This is a genomic window from Maribacter flavus (genome assembly GCF_008386635.1).
Classification (GTDB): domain Bacteria; phylum Bacteroidota; class Bacteroidia; order Flavobacteriales; family Flavobacteriaceae; genus Maribacter; species Maribacter flavus.
The window spans coordinates 169795-190312 of sequence record NZ_VUOE01000001.1 but is presented as its reverse complement, the minus strand read 5'-3'; the positions used below and the strand labels follow the sequence as shown (position 1 = coordinate 190312).

The window sequence follows — 20518 nt, the reverse complement described above, 5'->3', positions numbered from 1 at the left end:
ACATTTTTTGAGAATTTTTATTTGGTCTGCGTTTATGTTTTCTACATTTATGTCATGGAAAACTTAGAAGAACTGCGCTATCCTATAGGACATTTTACTTGTCCTGAAACCATTTCCAAGGAACTTAGGGATTCTTGGATCAAGGAACTGGAAATTCTACCCCAAAAGCTCCGGGCCTTGGTGATTCCCTTACATGAGGAGCAGTTGGATACGTCCTATAGGCCCCAAGGGTGGACAGTAAGACAATTGGTCCATCATATCGCCGATAGCCATCACCATAGCTACACCCGATTTAAATGGGCGCTATCCGAAGACGCACCTTTAATAAAGGCCTACGAAGAAAAATCCTGGAGCAATCTGTTCGATGCCAAAACAGCTCCGGTATCACTTTCCCTGAGCTATTTGGACGCCTTGCACGCCAAACTGGTTTATCTCTTAAAAGGATTGGATGAAGCCCAATACGAGAGTTTTTACCTTCATCCTGATGGCAACGTTAAAGTCACCGTTGCCCAGAATATCGGAAAGTATGCCTGGCATGGAAACCATCATTTAGCCCATATCCAGAATTTGATAGTTAGAAAGGGATGGTAATTTAGATACCTTTCATTAAAACGTACATGGGTTTTTCCTCTTCAATCACATTCTCAAAGGGTACTTGGCTATTGGAGACAATGGTGAAATTATTGGCAAGGTAAAACGAAAGTGCTGGGCCTTTTTGCATGGATTCCAGGAATATGGCTTTTTTAGAAAGTTTTTTGGCGATTCCAACGATAAATTGAATGCATTTAGCGCCTATACCTTTGCCCGAATACTCCTTAAGAATATAGATTTTATCCAAATAAAGCGCATCGGATTCTATATAGGTCATCATTTTTTTATCAAAGGTAATTTTTAAAATACCTACATAAGTGTCTTCCAACTGAATCAGGTATAATTGGGTATTCGTATCCAATTCCTCTTTGTCCAACACCTGTTTGGTGAAACTATATTGAATATAGGTTGATGTGTCCCCGTTTGGCCATAAATGTCGGTAATGTTGGTTATAGGCCCGCGTACCAATTTGGATATACGTTTGGTAGAGATCAGGGACCAGCTCAACAAACTTAAGGCTATTTGTTTTTTGCATACGGATTTAATGGAGCCACAAAAATGGGACAATCAGTTCGCCTTCCATTTAATATTACATCCAATACTGGGTTTTTGGAGTACGTCCACTTTGGTTCCGTTCAGGACAGCATCCATAGCATTAGATAAGTCTTTTCCAGTAAGAGGAACGCCATTCTCTGGCCTGGAATCGTCCAATTGTCCTCTATATACCAGTGATAAATCCTGATCGAACAAATAAAAATCGGGCGTACAGGCAGCGTCAAAGGATTTGGCGACATCTTGTGTTTCATCGTACAAATAGGGAAAAGGATAGCCTTCTTCCTTGGCCCTTACCGTCATAAGATCCGGCGCATCCTGCGGATAATTTTCAATATCATTGCTGGAAATGGCGATAAACCCGATTCCTTTTCTTTGATAGTCTTTGGCAATCTCTGTTATTTTTGGATTTACATGGATTACAAATGGACAATGGTTACAGATGAACATGATTACGGTTCCTTTTTCACCTTTCAGTTGTTCAAGGCTTTTCGTTTCTCCCGATACTGTATCCAAAAGACTAAATCCAGGGGCTTTGGTGCCCAATTCCAACATATTACTTGGTGTTCTGGCCATGACAAACTTTTTTTCAAAGTTATAAAATCTTAAAATGTTGCGAATGGCATAATCTATTGGTAACTTATAGAAACTTAAAATCAGCACATGGAAAATTCATATATATCATTATCAGAGGCAATAAATGACTTAAAAAAGGAAGGGTATACGGAGGACTTTAATCTTTGTGATGCCGGTATTGAGAATAAGGCAAAAAAGCAAATTCACAAGGCTGTGGACCTCAATGTTGTCAAATACTATCGATTCGAGGGTGAGACCAACCCGGACGATAGCACCATCCTTTATGTCATAGAAACCAGCAACGGAGGAAAAGGACTCTTGGTAGATGCCTATGGCGTTTATGCGGGAAATGTTTCTAGGGAAATGATAGAAAAGCTTAGGATTCAATAGATATATGCTTAAACCCAAAATATGTAGTAGAAAATCTATTACGGCTTCAAACTACTTTAAACACACGCTGTTTAGGCTGTTTTTTAATTTAACCATAGCGATGCTATGCTAAAATCAAGAAAACACCTGTGTTTATTGTATTTTGAACCCTCATGACGTAGTCCCAATGCATAATTTGGGTTAAAAAGGGAAATCTAGCTTTTTAACACTATTTTAGTATATTGCTATCTTGTCCGCTAAGTGGATCGATTTTAATCTCTATTACTTGACAGAAGCTTCCCTAGATAGCGTCCAAATAAATTTCGATAATGAGGCCCTTTGGCTCATGAACATTGTGTTGGCCTTGGTGATGTTTGGGATTGCCCTTGAAATATCGTTAAAGGACTTTAGACAATTATGGGTGAATCCCAAGCCTGTATTCATAGGGGTTGCAAGTCAGTTCCTTCTTTTGCCAATAATTACGTTTTTATTGGTTTTCCTTTTAAAACCGTACCCAAGTGTGGCTTTGGGCATGTTTATGGTCGCGGCTTGCCCAGGAGGTAATATTTCCAACTACATTACCCATTTGGGAGGCGGCAATACGGCATTATCGGTTTGTCTTACGGCCATCGCTACGCTATTGGCCATAATCATGACACCTCTCAATTTGGAATTTTGGGGTTCTTTATATGGACCTACTTCTTCCTTACTCAATTCCGTGGCGATAGCACCATTTGAAATGGTCAAACTGGTGGCCTTGTTATTGGGTATTCCCTTACTCCTTGGTATGGGTCTGAATCATTGGAAACCGCTCCTTGCGTTACGAATGGCCAAATTTTTTAAGGTATTTTCCCTTGTGTTTTTTATTTTTTTGGTCTTCTTGGCCTTGTTCAATAATATTGATGTCTTTTTAGAGTATGTTCTTTACATTTTTTGGCTTGTGCTGCTCCACAATTTACTGGCTTTTATGGGAGGATATGGCATTGCGAAGGCCTTTAATTTGGACACTCAAAATACAAGGTCTATTACTATCGAAACCGGAATTCAGAATTCAGGGCTTGGACTACTGCTGATATTCACTTTTTTTGAAGGTTTGGGCGGGATGGCTATTTTAGCGGCTTTTTGGGGAATTTGGCATATGGTTTCCGGTTTGCTCCTGGCCACTTTCTGGAACATGAGACCCATAAAAGATAAAAACTTGCATGAAGAACCTTCTTTATAATTTGGTAAAGGTCTATATAAAAACCGGCCTTCATTCATATCATAAAAAAATAGTAGTTTTTGGTCTTGAAAATGTACCCTTGGACAAACCGGTCATGTTTCTGCCCAATCATCAAAGTGCCCTTATGGATGTTTTGTTGATTGCGGTGGACTGTAATCGGAAACCCTATTTTTTGACTCGTGCGGATGTATTTGGAAAGCCCTTGTTGAATAAAATATTCAAGTTCTTTCAAATGATTCCTGTGTACCGAATCCGTGACGGCAGGAGTTCCCTGAGTAAAAACGATGAAGTCTTTGACAAATGTTCCCAAATTTTGGGGCAGGGAAAGGCACTGGTAATGTTCCCGGAAGCAAACCATAACCTTAAAAGAAGGGTTCGGCCCCTGAGCAAGGGATTTACAAGAATTGTTTTTAGGGCCTTACAACAGCATCCGGAAATCGATTTGCAGATTGTTCCCGTGGGTCTGAATTATTTGGATGCGACCGGTTTTCCGGATTCCGTAGCGGTTTATTATGGAACGTCCATTAGCGCCAGGTCCTTATTCGAAGAAGCGGATATCCAGAGATCCGAAAAAAGGACAAAATCCGCCGTTTCAAATGCCCTAAAAAAACTTACCACACATATTGCATCCGAAGAGGATTATGATACGATTCTGGAATATTTGGCAAGCAAAAAAATATCCTTTTTGAGGCCCAGGAAGGTCAATCAAGAAGTTTCAAAATTTGAATTAACAGTAATACCAAGCGGTCAAACTTCAATTTCGAAACAAAGGCTCAATATCTTCAAGGTGCTAATTGCCCTTATTAATTTCCCTATGTGGCTTTTATGGAAATTCATTGTAAAACCTAAGGTATGGGAGGCCGAGTTTACCGGTACTTTGCGTTACGCAACGGCGCAAGTGGGCTTTACGGTCTATTTCCTAGTTTTATTTTTGGTTATTTCCTTTTTGGTGAATGTAAAACTTGGTCTTTTGATCGTAGGAGGAATTTTTTTACTGAACAGGATACTGGTTAAGTTCGCTTAAATGTTTTTGGAAAACGACCTAAAATAAATACGACCCTTAACAAGGGTCGTATTTATTTTTCTGAAGAAGTGTTTAAATGTCGTCAAAACTTACATCCGTAAAACTGCCACTTGAACTTGAATCGTTGGCAGTACTTGTTTCCTCGTCCTCCTTCTTAAAATCCTTTTGATGTCTTTCAGAGATAACCTCCTGTCCCTTTTCATCGATGATAAAATCCATCATTTCCTCGACATTTTCCTTAAAGGCTTCAAAATCTTCTTTGTACAGGTAAATCTTGTGTTTCTTGTAGTGGAAGGAACCATCGTCATGTGTAAATTTCTTACTTTCCGTAATCGTTAGATAATAGTCGCCGGCTTTCGTGCTTCGTACATCAAAAAAGTACGTTCTTCTACCTGCTCTTAAAACTTTAGAGTGAATTTCCTCTTGATCCATTAAATCTCTTTCGCTCATTTCCTAATTATATTCTATGGTTAGTCTATCAAAAATGGAAAAAAAATAGTTATTCGGCAACAAAATTTTAGTTTTCTTTATTCGATAGCTGGTTCTTATAAAGCTCTTGGTAATAGCCATGTACCGCGTTTAATTCGTCATGCGTTCCTTCTTGAACCAGCCTGCCATCATCCAAGACCAAGATTTTATCGGCGTTCTTTGCAGATGAAACCCTGTGACTTACAATTAGGGTAGTCTTTTCCTTGGAAACTTTTTTCAGGTTGGTGAGGATTTCTTCCTCCGTTTCAGTATCCACGGCCGAAAGGCAATCATCGAACAAATAAATCTTTGGGTTTTTCAATAGGGCCCTTGCTATGGAAACCCGTTGCTTTTGGCCACCGCTCAAAGTGATTCCCCGTTCCCCCAAAACTGTATCATATTTTTTGGAAAACCCCATGATGTTCTCATGTACGACCGCATCCTTTGCAATGGAAATGATTTCCTCGTCCGTTGCGTCCATTCTTCCGAATTTGATGTTGTTCTTGATGCTATCGGAAAACAAAAAGGCATCTTGGGGAACGGCACCGATCGCCTGTCTTAAACTGGTAGTGTCATAGACTTGAATAGGCTTCCCGTCTATTTGTATTTCCCCGGATGAGACATCGTATAATCGGGCTACCAAATCCAAAATTGTAGATTTTCCGGAGCCTGTTTTACCTAAAATTGCAATGGTTTCTCCTGGATTTATAGTAAAAGATACTTGCTTCAAGGCATTGATTTCGGTATCCTCGTACGTAAAACTGACATCCTTGAACTCTATTTTGCCTGCAACATTTTTGAGTTCCAGACTTCCATTTTTCAATTCGGATTTTTGGTTCAAAAACTCGTTGATTCTTTTCTGACTGGCTTCGGCAGTTTGCACAATGGATGTAAGCCATCCCACAATGGCCACTGGCCACGTAAGCATATTGACGTAAAGAATGAATTCAGCAATAAGTCCTACACCAATTTTCCCGTTCAAATACTGTACACCACCTATATATATAACAAGAATATTGCTTATGCCAATTAGCAGAATCATTAGCGGAAAGAACCATGCGTTGACACGTGCCAAGCTCATACTTTTGTCCTTGCCCTCGTTAGCCAGGACCTCTAATTCTTGATTGGTCTGTGGCTCCAAGGTATAGGCCTTTATGACGGAAACCCCTGAAAACGTCTCTTGGGTAAATGTGGAGAGGCTGGATAGATATTGCTGAACAATGGTGCTCCTTTTGTGAATTACCTTACTGATTTTATAAATAAGTACGGACAATATGGGTAGCGGTAGTAGTGTGTAGGCCGCCAGGGTAGGTGCCTTAATGAACATGAGTGGTACCAGGCATACGAACAGCGTTAGCGTCTGAATACCATACATGATAGCGGGTCCTGCATACATGCGAACCTGATTTACATCTTCGCTGATACGGTTCATCAAATCACCGGTCCTGTTCTTTTTATAAAAGTTGAGGCTTAGCTTCTGGTAATGGTCAAAAATCTCATTTTTAAGGTCAAATTCTATATAGCGGGATACGTTGATGATGGTTTGCCGCATTAAAAACGTGAAAAAACCGGATAAAAGAGCGGCGCCCACGATTATTAAGATATACTCCAAAAGCAAGGAGGTGGCCTCCGTTTTGGGGAGTTTAGCGTCCAAAAACTGCTCTACCACGGTAATTATCTTGTTCACATAGGAAGGCATCACCAATTGAAATACCCTTGCGATGATGGTGATAAGAATCCCCACGAAGAGTTTAAGCCAGTATTTTTTAAAGTATTTGTTGAGGTGCCTAAGTTCCTTCATGAAGTGTTTGGGTCGTAGTTTTAAGTTTTCAAAGATAGGTTTTTTGACCACGATTCAACTGTTATATAATTCCTAAGTTGGGCTAGTATTTAATTAAAGGGCATCCCAATTGACAGAATCTAGGTATTACATTGGAATTTAGGAAAAGGAAAGTTGTAAAATTAGCTTCAAATGGTTTGGTTGCGACTTAAATAGATCCGTACTTTTGCCCAGAAATTATTCATCAATACAAAAGTTCTTTACATGCTTACAAGAAGGCATATTAGGGTAAAAGTGATGCAGTGTATTTACGCCCTTATCCAATCCAAGGATGATTCACTTCAAAAACAGGAGAAATTTTTAGCGGTAAGCATAGAGAATACCTACACACTTTATCTGCTTTGGCTAAGTCTTTTAATCGAGATTCAACAAAAAGCTTCGGAACAATTGAACCTCTCCTCAAAAAAGTATCTTTCCGATGAAACAGATAATAAGTTTCCCAACAAGTCAAAGTTCGTAAACAACGGATTGCTGCTTCAGATCAAGGATAACGTCTTGGTCAAAGAGGAGCTTTCCAAAAGGAAATTGGACAATTGGTACTTGAACGAGGAATATGTTAGGCTTATTTATAAATCCATCATTGAGAGCGAAATCTATAAGGAATACATGGCAAAACCGGATGGAAGCTATGAACAGGACAAAGACTTTATAATTTCCTTATTCAAGGAGGTGGTCGCACCCAACGACAAGATTTACGATTATTTTGAGGACAATAAACTAACTTGGGTTGACGATTTGCCCATTGTAAATACCTTCTTGGTGAAACAATTTAAAAAGGTAATACCTAACCAAAACCCTAAATTCTTTCTTCCCAAACTGTTAAAGGATCAGGAGGATATGGACTTTGCCAATAAATTGCTGAAAAAAACGTTGTTGAAAAACGAGGTGTTGGAAAAGGAAATTGAGGGCAAGACCCCAAACTGGGATAAAGACCGTATTGCAGATGTCGATTCGATATTATTGAAGATGGCCATTTGCGAACTGCTCAATTTTCCTTCCATACCGGAGCGTGTCACCATTAATGAGTATTTGGAAATAGCAAAGGAGTATTCCACCCCAAAAAGTAGCATTTTCATCAATGGTATTTTGGACAAGCTCGTGAAAGAATATAAAAAGGAAGGAAAGCTTAATAAAATGGGCCGTGGTCTGTTATAAAAAAATATTTTCTAATTTTGTTTCAATCTAAAAAAAATCAATAATGAAAAAAGTAGTTTTTGCCGCTGGCGTAGTTGCGATGTTCGCATTCACTTCATGTAAGGAAAATGCTTCCAGTAAAATTAAATCCGATAATGTGGCCGAAGCCGCTGTTAGGGACGAGGCCGCCAAGGCAGTTCCGGTGATGACTTTTGAAAAGGCCGAACATGATTTTGGTACCATTGAACAAGGAACGCCTCAGGAGACTTCCTTTAAATTCACCAATACAGGTAATGCTCCCCTAATCATTACTGATGCAAAGAGTAGCTGCGGCTGTACAGTGCCAAACCCACCAAAAGATCCGATCGCACCGGGAGAGTCCAGTGAATTGGTCGTCAAGTTCAACGGATCTGGACAAAACCAAGTAACAAAAACCATTACGGTTACTGCAAATACTGAAAAAGGTTCTGAACTTTTAAGGATAAAGGCTTTTGTGAATCCAAAAGGGGCCGCTCCGCTTGGACCAGTAAAATAAATTGGACTACATAAATTAAGAATATTTATATGGGTGATATTGGACAGTTTCTTCCAATGATTTTGATTTTTGTGGTAGCTTATTTTTTCATGATAAGACCACAAATGAAGAGACAAAAGGACGAGAAGAAATTTGCTGCGGAGTTAAAACGTGGAGATAGGGTAATTACAAAGAGCGGATTGCACGGTAAGGTCGTTGAATTGAACGATAAGGATTTTTCCTGTATTTTGGAAACAATGGCCGGAAAGCTTAAATTCGACAGGTCTGCCATTTCTATGGAAATGAGCAAAAAGCTAAATGCTCCCGAAAAGAAATAACCTTACCTCATGAATAAATTGAAAAGCACCAAAGAAAAATTGGTGCTTTTTTTTGTTTAAAATTCCTATATTCATCCAACAAAATAAAAGGACATGTTTGGTAATAGAAGAGAATTTATTAAAAAGAGTACAGCAGGTTTGCTCGTATCAGGAGCTACATTTATGTTTCCCATGGAGCTTTTGGCGGCCATGAGAAAGAAAGTTGGTCCCAATGACACCGTAAATGTGGGGCTCATAGGTTGCAATGGTATGGGGTTTTCGGACCTTTCGTCGTTTCTTAAAATGAGCGACATCAATGTTATTGGTCTATGCGATGTAGATGAAACCGTATTGCAAAAGCGTACTGCCGATTTGGAAAAGGCCGGTATCAAAAAGCCCAAATGGTACAAGGACTATAGAAAACTGTTGGAAAATAAGGATATTGATGTGGTAATTATTGGAACGCCGGACCATTGGCATTGTTTGCAATTGACCGATGCATTACAGGCAGGTAAGGATGTCTATTGTGAAAAGCCCATTGCCAATTCCGTTCAGGAGGCGAATATCATGTTAAACTATGTTGGGGCCAGCGATCGCATGGTCCAAATAGGGCAATGGCAGCGTAGCCAGCCCCATTTTGTGGATGCCATTGATTTTGTGCATTCCGGTAAATTGGGCGAAATCAGGTTGGCAAAGGCCTGGGCCTATCAAGGTTGGATGAAACCCGTGCCCATTGTACCGGATGGTACCGCTCCTGCAGGGGTTGACTATGATATGTGGTTGGGGCCCGCCACCCAAAGGCCCTTCAATCCAAATCGTTTCCACTTCAATTTTAGATGGTTCTGGGATTACGCAGGTGGCCTTATGACGGACTGGGGCGTACACCTGATCGATTATGCCTTGTACGGAATGAAGGCCAGCACACCTAAGTCCGTAATGGCTTTGGGAGGGAAGTTTGCCTATCCGGATGATGCCTCTGAAACTCCCGATACCCTACAAACAGTTTATGAGTACGATGGATTCTCGATTTTATGGGAACATGCCACAGGGATAGATGGAGGTAACTATGGAAGGAACCACGGAATCGCATTTATTGGAAACAATGGGACTTTGGTATTGGACAGGCAAGGTTGGGAAGTGATTCCCGAAACGGAGTTCCAAGGTTGGGGCAAGGATGGTATTCCTAAAATGGAAGCCATGAAGTTCGATAATGGCGGTCAAAGCGGGTTGGACCTGCATACCCAAAACTTTATGGAGGCCGTAAAGAGTAGGGATGCTTCCAAGCTAACTGCACCGATCAAGGTAGGCTATGATGCCGCTTTGGTGTCTCACATGGGTAACGCGGCCTTTAAAACAGGTAACCGAATTTATTGGGACGATGCATCCGGTAAGTTCAAGAACGAGGAAGCGAATCAATACTTGATGGCCAACTACCAAAATGGCTGGAAACTGCCCATGGTCTAACTGCTTCATGGTAAATGGTTAACGGTATTGGTCGTTGAGACCCTTACCGACTGAAATCATAGGAATAATTTTGGCCAATCTGGAAATTTTCGTCTTTTCCATTTTGGCCTCATTTATATACAAAGCATAATCCCGCTGTTTTGCCTGTGAAAGGGCGTCAAAGGCTTTTTTTGCTACGGGGTTTTTGTTCAGCTCCTTTTGAAGTAATTCCGGTAAAATGAGTTCGGCGGTTTGTTTCTTTTTTATGGGTGTTATCTCAATTCCTTTTTTCTGATTTGCAATAGCTGCGTCAATATATTCTTTGATCTTTTCGGCATCTATTTCGTCCGCACTATTAAATTTCCAATGGCGCATAGCTTTGGTCTTGCCTTCTTGTACATTCTCCAGAACATTATAGGGGTCTTTGAGGAGACCGCCATTAAAGAACCAAAGGGCAAAGTGATTTTTAAATTTCCCAATGGCCACTACATTCTTGTTATCCAAGGTGTAGGTAGGAAAACTCCATTTGTAGGTTTCTTCCAATCCCGATTCCAAAATTAGGCTCCTTAATCGTAAAACGGGCGAATTAAAAATATGTTCCTCTGAAAAGAATACATCCAGTTTTTCCGATATTTCCATGATCTCAGCTTTTGGTAGCTGTAAGTTCGCAAATTTTAACGATTACGGCCACGGCCTTCTCCATACTTTCCACCGGAACATACTCGTACTTGCCGTGAAAATTATGTCCCCCGGCAAAAATGTTGGGGCAAGGTAGGCCCATAAAGCTCAGTTGGGAACCATCCGTACCGCCACGGATCGGTTTAATAATTGGCGTTATACCAACAGATTCCATGGCCTCCTTGGCAATTTCAACAATATGAAAAACGGGTTCTATTTTTTCCTTCATATTGAAATATTGGTCCTTTATTTCCAAAGCAACGGCATCTTTATGGATGGCATTGAGTTGTGAAACGATATCCTGCAGAAGTTGTTTTCTTTCCTCAAAACGGGGTTTGGAATGATCCCGAATGATCAATTGGATCTCCGCATGTTCAATTTCACCCTGCACGTGGTGCACATGAAAAAATCCTTCCCTGCCCGAAGTTTTTTCGGGAACCTCCGCTTCGGGTAGCATGGAGATGATTTTATTGGCGATGAGCAATGCATTGACCATTTTGTACTTGGCATAGCCGGGATGGACACTTTTTCCCGCGACACTGATTTTTGCACTTGCGGCGTTAAAGTTTTCGTATTCCAGTTCCCCTATTTGGCTCCCGTCCATGGTGTAGGCCCAGTCGGCACCAAATTTTTCCACTTCAAAATAATGGGCGCCCCGGCCAATTTCCTCATCGGGCGTAAACCCAACTTTTATCGTTCCATGTTTTATCTCCGGATGGTTGATAAGATATTCCATGGCCGTTATGATTTCGGCGATTCCCGCCTTGTCATCGGCACCAAGCAGCGTAGTTCCATCGGTAGTGATGAGCGTCTGTCCTTTGTATTGTAGTAAATCATCAAAATAATCCGGGGATAGAACAATGCCCTTTTCAGGATTCAGCACAATATCTTTACCATCATACTCCTTGATGATCTGTGGGTTTACATGTGTCCCTGAAAAATCAGGCGAAGTGTCAAAATGGGATATAAAGCCAATGATGGGTATCTCGTAATCCAGGTTGCTGGGAAGTGTCGCCATGATGTAGGCCCTTTCATCGATGTATACATCGGTCATCCCAATTTCCTTTAATTCACTTACAAGTTTGTGTGCCAGATCCCATTGTTTTTGGGTGCTTGGAGTGGATTTGGAGTTTGGGTCGCTTTGGGTGTCTATCTTCACATAATCCAAAAAACGTGACATTACGTCTTTCATATCTTCGGTTTTTATCCAAAAATAGCTTTTATATTGTATTTTCGTCATCCGTTAATAATCTATGTTTCCATGCGGTTTCTAGCTTTTAAGACCTTTCTTTTGGTTCTGATTTCCTTTTCGGTTAGGTCCCAGGCAGATTGTCTTCTGGGGGTGGGAATCACTGAAAACGATTCGCTCGCGGATATTTTCCAGATGAACGATGTTCAAAAACAGGAGCTTTTGAATCTATCGGCCGAGTTGAAATATAGAAATGAGATATTGAACGTTCAGCTTGAAAATGTTTATAATAGGCACCCACAAAATACGGTGGAGGAATTGAATCAATTGGCTTTAAAGTACCGCAATGTCATGGATAGCATGCAGTCGGTTCAATCCATGATAGACAAAAAGTTACTCGCATTATTGAATCCGAAACAGTACCAATTATATTTGGATCTTTGTCATGAAGCCTCCCGTTCCCCTTTTGTGATAACACCAAAAGTGTATTCCGATAGCATTCCCCCAAAACAGAAATAGGCAGGATTGAATTTTAAGGGGATGACATCAGGACTATAAAGTTCGCACTTTGTATTTTTGCAAAAATCCAACCCAAGATGTATAAATCGGTAATACGGCCAATCCTGTTTTTATTCGACCCTGAAAAGGTCCATCATTTTAGCTTTGCGTTAATCAAGATCATTTCAAAAGTGGGACTTTTAGGGCTACTTAAACCAGTCTTCACCTTGGAGGACGAACGATTGGAGCGCGAGGTTTTCGGCCTTAAATTTAAAAATCCGGTTGGTCTGGCCGCAGGATTTGACAAGAACGCCGTCCTCTACAATGAACTTTCGGATTTTGGTTTCGGGTTTGTGGAAATAGGGACGTTGACACCAAAACCGCAGGACGGAAACCCTAAAAAGCGGTTATTTCGCTTGAAGGCAGATAGTGCCATCATCAACAGGATGGGCTTTAACAATGAGGGTGTTTTTGAGGCGGTGGAACGATTGAAAAACGAGCATAGGGTCTTGATCGGGGGTAACATCGGTAAAAACAAGGTCACACCCAACGACGAGGCCATTAAGGATTACATGATTTGTTTTGATGCCCTATTTGATTATGTGGATTATTTTGTGGTGAATGTAAGCTCACCAAATACCCCGGGCTTACGGGAACTTCAGGATAAGGAACCCTTGACAAGGCTTTTAAGGGAATTGGAAGTGACCAACAAGAAGATGGCTACCGATAGGTCCGTTAAACGTAGACCAATTTTATTGAAAATCGCTCCGGACCTTACCAACAACCAACTCTTGGATATCATCGATATTGTGGCCGATACCAAAATAGATGGGGTAATCGCCACCAATACGACGGTCGAGCGAAAAAACCTCAAATCCCACGGACTGCTCTTGGAAGAGGCCGGTGGCCTTAGCGGTAAGCCCTTGAAGGATAAAAGTACCGAGGTCATCCGGTTTTTAGCGGAACGTAGTAACAAAGCCTTCCCAATTATTGGGGTAGGGGGCATCCACGCACCACAGGACGCCTTGGAAAAACTACGTGCGGGGGCCGACTTGGTCCAATTGTGGACCGGATTTATTTATGAGGGACCCATCTTGGTCAAGAAAATAAACCAAGCGATCCTAGCGGAAGAGGTTTAGAAGACTTTAGTTGGAAGTCCAATAATCCATCACGTGCACATCGTCCAAATGCGGGCCTAGGACGGCCCCAAAGGCCTTATGATCAGGATGTGGTAGATAAATGGCCCTATCCTCCTCGCTTTTAAAGGACAAAAAGAACACATGGGTGAAACCTTTGTCCAAACCTTCCGGACTATTGTTTATGCCCCATTCGTATCCCGCAATTTGGGGTATCTTGGAAGGCAGGGCATGGAAGGCATCTTCTACTTTTTTAATATTCTCGGCAGAAGTTCCATCCTTGAATTTAAAAAGTACCACATGTCTAAGGATGCTGTCGTTGGCCTGTACCATAGTGTTTTCCGTAATTGTGTTTGTATTGTTGTTGTTGAAGCTGTAGCTGAAAAAGGCTATAACTACAAGTGTTACTAAAGATAGTATTGATTTTTTCATTTATTATTCTTGAGGTTGATGAATCTGTATTTGAGCATTTGTTTAACTACTGATTTGGATTTTCAATAAATTTCTCTCGATGAAGGTTTTATTGAATCCAAATTTTGAACAAGATATAAAAAATCGGTTAGGGTATCATATCATTTCCAATTTAAGAAGGTGTCAATTTACTTGTTCATTTTCCCTTTGCCATCAATGTGAAAATAGCAAAGAGCCCGGGCTATTTACAATCTTCACGGCTTCAGCAAAAAAAAAAGCAAAAGCATAAATTTTGGCACACTCCTAAACCAGAACTGGTATTATTTGTATTTTTCAACGATGGAGAAAAAAGGGAAAATTTGAATTATTCCGTACTGATTGCTTTTTCATTGGCGACGGCCGCACTGGCCATCTCACCGGGACCCGATAATATTTTTGTCCTGATCCAAAGTATGGTCAACGGTAAAAAGTACGGTCTGGCCACCGTGGCCGGACTGATGACGGGTTGCTTGGTGCATACCACGTTGTTGGCTTTTGGTGTTTCCGCGGTCATTAAGGATAACCCAAACGTGTTTTACGGCATAAAGGTTTTTGGGGCCTTATACTTGCTTTACCTAGCTTTTAAGGTGTTTAGGAGCAATAGTGATATTTCATTGAATAACAACGGAAGCAAAAAGAAAGGTCTGTTTTCCTTATTCAAACAAGGTTTTATTATGAATGTTTTGAACCCAAAGGTCACCATATTTTTCCTTGCCTTTTTTCCAGGTTTTCTTTTTTCCGATGATATCAGTACCGTAGTCCAGTTTTATATACTCGGTTTTCTTTTCATTTTCGTGTCCTCCTTGGTGTTTGGTGGCATTGCGTTTTTATCCGGTAGTATAGGAACCTTGGTTCAGAAGAATGAGGTTATTGGCGTGGTATTAAAATGGCTGCAAATAGTAGTTTTTGTTGGCTTGGCAGTTTATTTGTTGCTGGGTTAAGTCTTTGAGATGTTTGTAGGTATTCTTCATCATTCAATTTGTATTTTTACAATATGTCCAACACCAAGGTAAAGCTAATAGAATGCCCAAGGGATGCCATGCAAGGTATCAAGACTTTCATTCCTACGGATGAGAAGGTGCGCTATCTGCAGTCTTTATTGGGCTGTGGTTTTGATACGTTGGATTTTGGAAGTTTTGTCTCACCAAAGGCGATACCCCAAATGGTGGATACGGCCGAGGTATTGTCCAAATTGGACCTCTCAAGGACCAAGAGCAAATTATTGGCGATCATTGCCAATGTCCGGGGGGCGGAGGATGCTGTAAAGCATACTGAAATCGATTATTTGGGATTTCCCTTTTCCATATCGGAGAACTTTCAGATGCGGAACACGCATAAGACCATTGCCCAATCGGTAGAAACGCTCCAGGAGATTTTTAATATTGCCGATGCCGCCAACAAAGAGGTGGTCACCTACATTTCTATGGGTTTTGGAAATCCGTACGGGGATCCATGGAATGTGGAAATCGTAGGGGAATGGACGGAAAAATTGGCCTCCATGGGTGCCAGGATCCTCTCACTTTCCGATACCGTGGGAACTTCGGATCCAGAGAATATCGAATACCTGTTCTCCAATTTAATACCCAAATATCCGCTCATAGAGTTTGGGGCACACCTGCACACTACCCCCACTAAATGGCATGAAAAGGTGGATGCCGCCTACAAGGCCGGCTGTCGTAGGTTTGACGGGGCCGTACAGGGTTTCGGCGGTTGTCCCATGGCCAAGGACGAGCTAACCGGTAATATGCCTACCGAAAAATTGTTATCCTACTTGACGGCGCAAAAAGCGGAGACCAACGTAAACTGGATGGTATTTGAGGCCGCTTACAACAAGGCAACGGAGCTATTTGGTAAATACCACTAGCATAAAATGCTCGGTTTCATCCATCAATTTAGTACCGTAGTTCCAGACCACCAAAAAAACCAAATGGCATACCGGGTCTTAGGCCGGCAGGTACACGGGCTACCGCATACCTTTCATCCAAAAGGTTCATTGCATTGGCAGTTATCGTGATATGATCGTTGTAGCGAAATTTAGTTCCCAAATCCAAAACTATGTTGGAATCGACCTTCTCATTGGCGGGAATGGAACCCGTTCCCGCTTTGGTCCTGAACGCTCCGTTAAAACGTCCGTTTAGATGGACTTCAAATTTTTTATACTCGATACTGGCAGCGGCATTTAATTGGTGTTTTGATAAATAGGGCAATTCATCCCCTTCGCTTACCGTACCCCAGATATCGTTTTCACTACCAAAACTATTCTGGAATTCCGTGTCCGTAAAGGTATACCCCAAAGTAATGGGTATGGAGATATTTGTATTGGATGACAACAAATCGTAGTTTAATAGTACTTCAATGCCTTGAACAATAACTTCTCCCGCATTGAATTGGTCCAAGGAACCTGTACCACCGGTTGCTGCGAGATCACTTCCCAAAAGATTGCTATAGTCATTGTAAAAACCGACCAACTCCCCAGAGAGGCCTGAGTACGTAAAACGTGTACCCAATTCATAATTCACACTTTCCTCCGGTTTTTCCCCAACCTGATTGCTTGGAGGGGAAAATCCTTTGTGAATACCCCCAAAAAGGGATACATTATCAAAATTATAATTGAATCCGATGCCTGGTATAAAAACATCTACTTTATTTTCCCGTGTGGAAATGTTTGTACCTGAACGTTCCGGATCGCTACTCCCGTAATCTGTTCTTCCCAATTGAATATTTTCATATCGAATACCGGGGGTAAGTGTTAGGTTCTTGTATTTTAGCTTGTAAAGTGTATAGGTGGAAAAAGCACGCGCATCACTAATTCTATTTGCGTCCGTTCCTGCCAAACGATTGGTAACGAGTTCCATAATGCCATTGGTTATCCCGTAATCATCCACCCATTGAAATCGGTCTTCATCATCATAGTGGTAACGTATACCCAACTCGAAATCGTGCACCGAACTAGAGGTACTCCAACGGTGGTTCAGTTTTGTTTGAATACCCGTGGATAGATATTCCCTATTGTTGGCTTTTACGGCAATGACATCATTATTCGTGGTATTTGAGTTTCCACTAATGACATCATAATATGCCTGTAGGTCGACCGGGTTTTCAATAATATTGGCGATACTTTGTCGCTCCCCATTTACCGTTACATTATCTACTTTGTACCAGTTTCGGTTGAAATCATTGAGGTAGGCGGTAGTAGTAAGTGAGGTATTTTTGCCCAATCCAAGTACGTGGGTCAACATAAACTGAAGGTGCTCCGTATTCATTTCATCTCTTTGTGAGCCCGCGTACCGTCTAAAAGGGTTTAGGGAAAAGTCGGTCTCAGTAAGTCCCAAATATGTTTCGTTGGAATCTTCATTGGAATATTGGAACTTCAATTCAACGGATTGCGGAACTTTGGCATCGGCATTGGAATTGACCCTAAATTTTGCGACCAGGTCATTTTTATCAAAGCCCGTATTCTCTCCATTGTCCAAATCTTTGAAACCATTGGAATTATAGTTCAGGTATTCAATGGCATATCCAAAGTTTTTTTTCGTATCCCCTACCTGGGTATGGATTCGGCCACTGTTGAAGCTTCCAAAGCTCGAATTTAAAAAGATGCCAAAACTGTCCGGCACCTCCGTGGAAATCATATTTAATGCCCCTCCGGTAGTGTATGGGCCATATTGCACCTGACTACTACCTTTGAGTATCTCTACGGCCTGCATGCGGGCTATGGTGGGGAAATAATATGCCGAGGGAGCGCTATACGGAGCAGGTGCAATGAGAACACCATCTTCCATGAGTGTGATTTTAGAACTTCGCTCAGGAGAGGTACCCCTTAGACTGATGTTGGGTCTAAGGCCAAATCCATCCTCCTCGTAAACGTTTACTCCCGGTACCCCTCGAAGTGTTCGATTGATATCGGTATAATTGAATTTCTTGATTTCCTTGGGAGAAATGTAAAAAGCCGATCCTGTTCTATTCTTTGCCTCGAATTTACTACCTAAAATGGCATTGGCTTTTAGGGTAACCTCGTTCAAATGGATGGAATCCATAGTTGTAGTCTGTGTTGGCTGTTGCCCTTTCAAGAATATACTTAGTAAGAGAATGGGGATAGCGATGCACTTTTTCATTTTAATTAGACTTATTCAAAATAATTTGGGCAAATGTATTGGGTTCTATTCTATTTGCAAAACTTATTTAGAACAAATAAAAATAAATTTGACTTCTATTCCTTGAATGATTTACCAAAGGCTTTTGGGGTTTACCGGGAACAACTTGCCAATCCATCAATATGGTTTTTTTTAAGGAAGTGAGCCTATGCGACGTAGTATTTAATAACAATCCATTTTCAATTGCCCCTTGGCTTCAAAATCGCATAGGGACGTAGCGAGGTGTTCCAAGGTACTTTTTTCAAGAATTTCCAGTACATCTTTCTGCATACGTAATGCCCCACAAATCATGACGACCGCACCGTTTTTTAGGCTTTTGGAAATGAATTGGGAATCTCGTTTCACAAGGTCCTGGACATACGTATTGGAACCTTCGGTACGTGACAGGGCCACTTCTAGGGTCTTTAGTTTTCCGGCACTTTTGAGATGCTCCAAATAGGGGGTGTAGATTTCTAGGGAGGTTTTGTATCGGCCACCCCAATACATGTGAATCGGAATTTTCCTATTGTTTTCCGCAATGATTCCCAAAAAGGGGGCAATACCCGTACCATTAGAAATACAGATAATCTCCTTCGCCTTTTTTGGAAAATGGAAATGGGGATTTGCTTTAATGCCAGCTTTAAGGTTTTCCAAGGGTTTTAGAGAATCTAGGTAATTTGAAACGATACCAAATTCGTGTTTCTTGATGCTCAGTAGCATTTCCTGGCCTAGTTTGGCAATGGAAAACCACCTGGGGATTCCATCCTCCGTGGGTCTGTATTCCAACAAATCCCCAGATTGGAACTTGGCATTGCCTTTTGCTTTGAGTCGGATTAAAAAGGTATCGTCCCTATTGGGTTCGATTTTGGATACCACTTCAAATTCATGCAGTTTTGGAATTTTATTTTTGATGCCCATTGCCGGAAGTTCCAAATGCTCCCCCGTCGCTTTGCTCCATTGTATGGCCCATTCCCTAAAGGCATCATAGGATTGATTGTCGATTTTGTAAATGGGTATCGTTTGCTCAAAACCGGATGTTGCAGCAAGTGCTTTTTCAACATCGATGGCGTATTTGCAATAGTTGGGATAGAGGGTGGAACCAAAACCGATGACAGCATATTTCAACGGATTTGGTTGCTGTACGGTCTCCAATAAATCCATAAAATTTCGAGCATTGGTGGGAGGGTCCCCTTCCCCGTAGGTCGCCGTCAGGATAAATAGATGTTCCGCTTTTTTAAACGTTTTATACTCATTGAGTTGACAAACAAGTACTTCCTTCCCCATTTTGTTCAATGCTTTTTCAAGTAACTTGGCGAAGCCGAAAGTGGTCCCGGTTTCGGAGCCTACCAAAATGACATGCGAACATACATCGGCATTTTTATGGTTAAATTTTACCGAGTTTTGGATGCGTTTACGCCACATCACAAAACCCGAGTAGATAAAAAACAGTAGGGAGGCACTGGCCAGTAATAACACCAAAGACCATAGCATAGAACCTTGTCCCGTGTGCAAGGTCAGGCTTAGTTTGCTTGCCAAGAATGTGAACGGATATGGTTTTTCGCTTAAAATTTCGCCCGTATATTGGTGGACATAGATTTCCTTGTCCCTGAGTGCAACCTCAAAATAATCCTCGGGAAAAGGGGTGAAGGGAAAATTTACGTTTCGTACATCGGCCAAGGAAATTGTTTTGAAAATGTCCAATTCTTGGGGCCTTACCGATTCGTCCACGTCCAAATCGGGATTAACCCTTTCATGAACAACGAGCGTGCTGGGAAGCAAGGAGAATTTTTCAGCGAATAGAAATGCTCCTGTCGCGGCCAAAATGAGAATCGGAACCAGAAACCATCGACCCAAAATGACATGGTATCGCAATTCAAAATAATCCTTGTGGACCTTGGAAAATAATTTTGAAATACCGCCCTGCCTTTTTATGATAAGTACCAGGCCCGTTATTGCAATAAGACAAAGTAAAAAAGAAACCAGGCCCACGAAAAATCGACCTACGCTTTTTAAAAAGAGGGAGCGGTGCAGGTTCGTCGTAAATTGAAAAATAGGATGTTGCGGGGACGGTTCGCCCAGAGACTCACCAGTTTTGGGATGGATGTAGAACCGTTTGCCTTCGCCATCGTAGGTAAGCACATCGGCAAGGACAAAATCGTTCGCATCCACTTCAATGCTCAAAACCTCCTCGTACTCCGCTTGAAGTGTACCTATGGTTTCGGCCAGGGTCACTTCCGATAACGCTACGGGATTATAGGGTTTCAAGACTCCCTGTATAGGCTCAAAAGCCAATATAATCCCAGTTATGGATGCCAAAATCAAAAAAAGGCCCGTGGATAGGGCCAAAAGTAAGTGACTATACCTCCAAATAGAGATGGTCATAC

21 protein-coding genes are annotated in these 20518 nt (G+C 41.4%); 12 read left to right on the top strand and 9 right to left on the bottom strand.

What is annotated here, in order from left to right; all coding sequences use genetic code 11:
* Positions 1-54: 54 nt before the first annotated feature.
* Positions 55-591 carry a YfiT family bacillithiol transferase gene (locus F0361_RS00810; RefSeq protein ID WP_154916818.1) on the top strand — a complete coding sequence of 179 codons (537 nt, stop codon included), beginning with the start codon at positions 55-57 and terminating at the stop codon, positions 589-591.
* A 1-nt stretch (position 592) separates the two neighbouring features.
* On the opposite strand, the gene F0361_RS00805 is transcribed toward F0361_RS00810, so the two are convergent.
* Positions 593-1126, bottom strand: a complete 534-nt coding sequence (locus F0361_RS00805; protein WP_154916817.1) for a GNAT family N-acetyltransferase — start codon at positions 1124-1126, stop codon at positions 593-595.
* A gap of 32 nt (positions 1127-1158) precedes the next feature.
* Entirely contained in the window at positions 1159-1719 is a 561-nt protein-coding gene (locus F0361_RS00800; RefSeq protein WP_154916816.1) for a thioredoxin family protein, read from the bottom strand.
* Positions 1720-1806: 87 nt separating this feature from the next.
* Here F0361_RS00800 and F0361_RS00795 point away from each other — a divergent pair, with 87 nt between their 5' ends.
* From F0361_RS00795 to F0361_RS00785, 3 genes are all read left to right on the top strand, one after another.
* Positions 1807-2109, top strand: a complete 303-nt coding sequence (locus tag F0361_RS00795; RefSeq protein ID WP_154916815.1) for a phosphoribosylpyrophosphate synthetase — start codon at positions 1807-1809, stop codon at positions 2107-2109.
* Between the two features lie 229 nt (positions 2110-2338).
* On the top strand, positions 2339-3310 hold the full coding sequence (locus F0361_RS00790) for a bile acid:sodium symporter family protein (protein WP_317131716.1): 972 nt from the start codon (positions 2339-2341) through the stop codon (positions 3308-3310).
* Positions 3291-4334: a lysophospholipid acyltransferase family protein gene (locus F0361_RS00785; protein WP_154916814.1), complete on the top strand. Its 1044-nt coding sequence runs from the start codon at positions 3291-3293 to the stop codon at positions 4332-4334. Before F0361_RS00790 ends, F0361_RS00785 begins: the two co-directional genes overlap by 20 nt.
* A 72-nt stretch (positions 4335-4406) precedes the next feature.
* Here F0361_RS00785 and F0361_RS00780 read toward each other — a convergent pair whose 3' ends face one another.
* Positions 4407-4784 carry a PUR family DNA/RNA-binding protein gene (locus F0361_RS00780; RefSeq protein ID WP_138257539.1) on the bottom strand — a complete coding sequence of 126 codons (378 nt, stop codon included), beginning with the start codon at positions 4782-4784 and terminating at the stop codon, positions 4407-4409.
* Positions 4785-4851: 67 nt separating this feature from the next.
* The gene (locus F0361_RS00775) at positions 4852-6603 is read right to left on the bottom strand and encodes an ABC transporter ATP-binding protein (protein ID WP_154916813.1); all 1752 of its coding nucleotides are present in this window, start codon (positions 6601-6603) and stop codon (positions 4852-4854) included.
* A gap of 243 nt (positions 6604-6846) precedes the next feature.
* Between F0361_RS00775 and nusB the strand changes: the two genes are divergently transcribed.
* The 4 genes from nusB (at position 6847) to F0361_RS00755 (ending at position 10071) form a co-directional block, all read left to right on the top strand.
* The gene (nusB, locus tag F0361_RS00770; RefSeq protein ID WP_154916812.1) at positions 6847-7797 is read left to right on the top strand and encodes a transcription antitermination factor NusB; all 951 of its coding nucleotides are present in this window, start codon (positions 6847-6849) and stop codon (positions 7795-7797) included.
* Between the two features lie 43 nt (positions 7798-7840).
* Positions 7841-8311, top strand: coding sequence for a DUF1573 domain-containing protein (locus F0361_RS00765; protein WP_138257542.1), 471 nt, complete (start codon positions 7841-7843; stop codon positions 8309-8311).
* Between the two features lie 29 nt (positions 8312-8340).
* Positions 8341-8628 (top strand): preprotein translocase subunit YajC, encoded by a 288-nt coding sequence (gene yajC, locus F0361_RS00760; RefSeq protein ID WP_138257543.1) that lies wholly within the window; start codon positions 8341-8343, stop codon positions 8626-8628.
* 93 nt (positions 8629-8721) lie between these two features.
* On the top strand, positions 8722-10071 hold the full coding sequence (locus F0361_RS00755) for a Gfo/Idh/MocA family protein (protein WP_154916811.1): 1350 nt from the start codon (positions 8722-8724) through the stop codon (positions 10069-10071).
* A gap of 18 nt (positions 10072-10089) precedes the next feature.
* On the opposite strand, the gene F0361_RS00750 is transcribed toward F0361_RS00755, so the two are convergent.
* Entirely contained in the window at positions 10090-10689 is a 600-nt protein-coding gene (locus F0361_RS00750) for a YdeI/OmpD-associated family protein (protein ID WP_154916810.1), read from the bottom strand.
* Positions 10690-10693: 4 nt separating this feature from the next.
* Positions 10694-11920, bottom strand: coding sequence for a peptidase T (gene pepT / locus F0361_RS00745; RefSeq protein WP_154916809.1), 1227 nt, complete (start codon positions 11918-11920; stop codon positions 10694-10696).
* Between the two features lie 69 nt (positions 11921-11989).
* Here pepT and F0361_RS00740 point away from each other — a divergent pair, with 69 nt between their 5' ends.
* Together F0361_RS00740 and F0361_RS00735 are read left to right on the top strand one after the other, a co-directional pair.
* Positions 11990-12436: a hypothetical protein gene (locus tag F0361_RS00740; RefSeq protein ID WP_154916808.1), complete on the top strand. Its 447-nt coding sequence runs from the start codon at positions 11990-11992 to the stop codon at positions 12434-12436.
* A 77-nt stretch (positions 12437-12513) separates the two neighbouring features.
* Positions 12514-13554, top strand: coding sequence for a quinone-dependent dihydroorotate dehydrogenase (locus tag F0361_RS00735; RefSeq protein ID WP_154916807.1), 1041 nt, complete (start codon positions 12514-12516; stop codon positions 13552-13554).
* Between the two features lie 6 nt (positions 13555-13560).
* On the opposite strand, the gene F0361_RS00730 is transcribed toward F0361_RS00735, so the two are convergent.
* Positions 13561-13983, bottom strand: a complete 423-nt coding sequence (locus F0361_RS00730; protein WP_154916806.1) for a Dabb family protein — start codon at positions 13981-13983, stop codon at positions 13561-13563.
* A 338-nt stretch (positions 13984-14321) separates the two neighbouring features.
* Between F0361_RS00730 and F0361_RS00725 the strand changes: the two genes are divergently transcribed.
* A complete protein-coding gene (locus F0361_RS00725) occupies positions 14322-14942 on the top strand; it encodes a LysE family translocator (protein WP_154916805.1) in 621 nt (206 codons plus the stop codon).
* Positions 14943-14995: 53 nt separating this feature from the next.
* Complete coding sequence (locus F0361_RS00720) at positions 14996-15865, top strand: hydroxymethylglutaryl-CoA lyase (protein ID WP_154916804.1); 870 nt, start codon at positions 14996-14998, stop codon at positions 15863-15865.
* Positions 15866-15893: 28 nt separating this feature from the next.
* Here the strand turns inward: F0361_RS00720 and F0361_RS00715 are convergent, their stop codons facing one another.
* Positions 15894-18116: a TonB-dependent receptor family protein gene (locus tag F0361_RS00715; RefSeq protein WP_154916803.1), complete on the bottom strand. Its 2223-nt coding sequence runs from the start codon at positions 18114-18116 to the stop codon at positions 15894-15896.
* A gap of 201 nt (positions 18117-18317) precedes the next feature.
* Positions 18318-20516, bottom strand: a complete 2199-nt coding sequence (locus F0361_RS00710; RefSeq protein WP_154916802.1) for a PepSY domain-containing protein — start codon at positions 20514-20516, stop codon at positions 18318-18320.
* Positions 20517-20518 lie beyond the last annotated feature (2 nt).